This is a genomic window from Mitsuaria sp. TWR114, from assembly GCF_007997345.1.
The window spans coordinates 1-2,565 of sequence record NZ_VOSR01000539.1; the positions used below are offsets into that span (position 1 = coordinate 1).

The 2,565-nt window shown below is 70.4% G+C and carries 1 protein-coding gene; it reads left to right on the forward strand.

The genetic code is table 11. The annotated features are described in order from the left end of the window. Positions 1 to 56: 56 nt before the first annotated feature. Positions 57 to 2,120, forward strand: coding sequence for a transketolase (gene tkt / locus FUT87_RS18770; RefSeq protein ID WP_147242006.1), 2,064 nt, complete (start codon positions 57 to 59; stop codon positions 2,118 to 2,120). The last annotated feature ends 445 nt before the right edge of the window (positions 2,121 to 2,565 follow it).

Here is a 2,565-nt window from a genome sequence, read left to right on the forward strand (position 1 = left end):
TCCGCGGCGGGTCACTAGAATGCCGGGTTTGCCCTTCACCCCGCCGAGACCCCACCATGGCCGACACCGCCGCAGCTGCCGCTTCCACCCCGAACACCACCCAGATGGCCAACGCCATCCGTGCCCTGGCGATGGACGCTGTCCAGCAGGCCAACTCCGGTCACCCGGGCGCCCCGATGGGCATGGCCGAGATCGCTGTCGCGCTGTGGAAGCGCCACCTGCGCCACAACCCGGCCAACCCGCTGTGGCCGGACCGCGACCGCTTCGTGCTGTCCAACGGCCACGGCTCGATGCTGATCTACGCGCTGCTGCACCTGACCGGCTACGACCTGCCGATCGCGGAACTCAAGGCCTTCCGCCAGATGCACTCCAAGACGCCGGGCCACCCGGAAGTGGGCATCACCCCGGGGGTGGAGACCACCACCGGCCCCCTCGGCCAGGGCATCACCAACGCCGTCGGCCTGGCGCTCGCGGAAAAGCAGCTGGCCAAGGAATTCAACCGCGACGGCCACACCATCGTCGACCACCACACCTACGCGTTTCTGGGCGACGGCTGCCTGATGGAAGGCATCAGCCATGAAGCCTGCTCGCTGGCCGGCTCGTGGAAGCTGAACAAGCTGATCGCGATCTACGACGACAACGGCATCTCCATCGACGGCCAGGTCGGCCCCTGGTTCGGCGACGACACCGCCAAGCGCTTCGAAGCCTATGGCTGGAACGTCGTCGGCCCGGTCGACGGCCATGACGTGGACGCGGTCGACGCCGCCATCGCGCTGGCCAAGACCAGCAAGGACAAGCCCTCGCTGATCATCGCCAAGACCCACATCGGCAAGGGCAGCCCGAACCGGGCCAACACCTCCAAGGCCCACGGCGAGCCGCTCGGCGCCGAGGAAATCAAGCTGACCCGCGAGGCGCTGGGCTGGTCGCACGAGCCCTTCGTGCTGCCCGCCGAGGTCTACGCCGACTGGGACGCCAAGGCCGCCGGCACCGCGGTGGAAACCGCCTGGGACGACAAGTTCGAGGCCTATGCCACCGCCCTCCCCGAGCTGGCCGCCGAGTTCTCGCGCCGCATCGCCGGCGTGCTGCCGCCCAACTTCGCCGACGTCGCGGCGCAGGCCGTCATCGGCGCGCACGACAAGGCCGAGACCGTCGCCTCCCGCAAGGCCAGCCAGCTGGCGCTGGAAGCCTTCACCGCCGCGCTGCCCGAGCTGCTGGGCGGCTCGGCCGACCTGACCGGCTCCAACCTGACCAACACCAAGAGCACGCCCGCCTTCCGCCTGGAAGCCGACGGCAGCTCCAACGGCGGCCGCCACATCAACTACGGCGTGCGCGAGTTCGGCATGGCCGCGATCATGAACGGCGTCGCGCTGCATGGCGGCTTCATCCCCTACGGCGGCACCTTCCTGACCTTCAGCGACTACAGCCGCAACGCCATCCGCATGGCCGCGCTGATGAAGCAGCGCGTGATCCACGTCTTCACGCACGACTCCATCGGCCTGGGCGAGGACGGCCCGACGCACCAGTCGGTCGAGCACGTGTCCAGCCTGCGCCTGATCCCCGGCCTGGACGTCTGGCGTCCGGCCGACACGGCGGAAACGGCCGTCGCCTGGACCATGGCCCTGGCCAACGCCCAGCGCCCGAGCGTGCTGGCGCTGAGCCGCCAGAACCTGGTCTACCTGAAGAAGTCGGGCGAGGCCGTCGACGCGATCACCAGCGGCGGCTACGTGCTGAGCGAACCGGCCGACATCGGCCTGAAGAAGAAGGCGCAGGCGGTGCTGATCGCCACCGGCTCGGAAGTGCAGCTGGCCATCGCGGCGCAGCAGCAGCTGGCCGTGGCCGGCATTCCGGTGCGCGTGGTTTCGATGCCTTGCACCAGCCTGTTCGACCGCCAGGACGCCAAGTACAAGCAGAGCGTGCTGCCGGACGGCCTGCCGCGCGTGGCCATCGAGGCTGGCGTGACCGACCTGTGGTGGAAGTACGGCGTCTCGGCCGTGGTCGGCCTGGACACCTACGGCGAATCGGCCCCGGCCAACGTGCTGTTCAAGCACTTCGGCTTCACGCCGGAGAACGTCGCCGACACCGTCAAGGTGGTGCTCGGCAAGGCCCGGCTGAAGGGCTGATCGGCGCCCCGGGCCCAAGTGGGCCCCGTCGTCTCCCTCGAAGGGGTGCCTCTGGCACCCCTTTGTCGTTTCCGCCCATCGGAGGCCGCCGAGTCCCCTGTTTCCTGACGGCCGCTTCACGCCGCCGCGCCTAGACTGCCCGCGCCCGCCAGCGACCCGGCCCCCACGAGCCGGCGCTCGGGCCCAGGGACAGGACAACACGGAGGACTCCCATGACTCGACCTCGTCTGGCCGCCACGGCCCTGCTCGGCCTGCTCGCCGCCTTGATCGCGCACGCCCGGCACGGGCCCAGCAGAACGACATCTCGCCGCTCCCCGTCGACCCGGCCACCAGCCCGCTGCGCTGCCTGCAGCAGCCCGAGGCCCCGCTCGAACTACCCCCGCCGAGGCCGCGCCGCCTGCAGCCTCGACGCACCGTGCGCGTCGGCCTGGCGTTCACGGCGCCG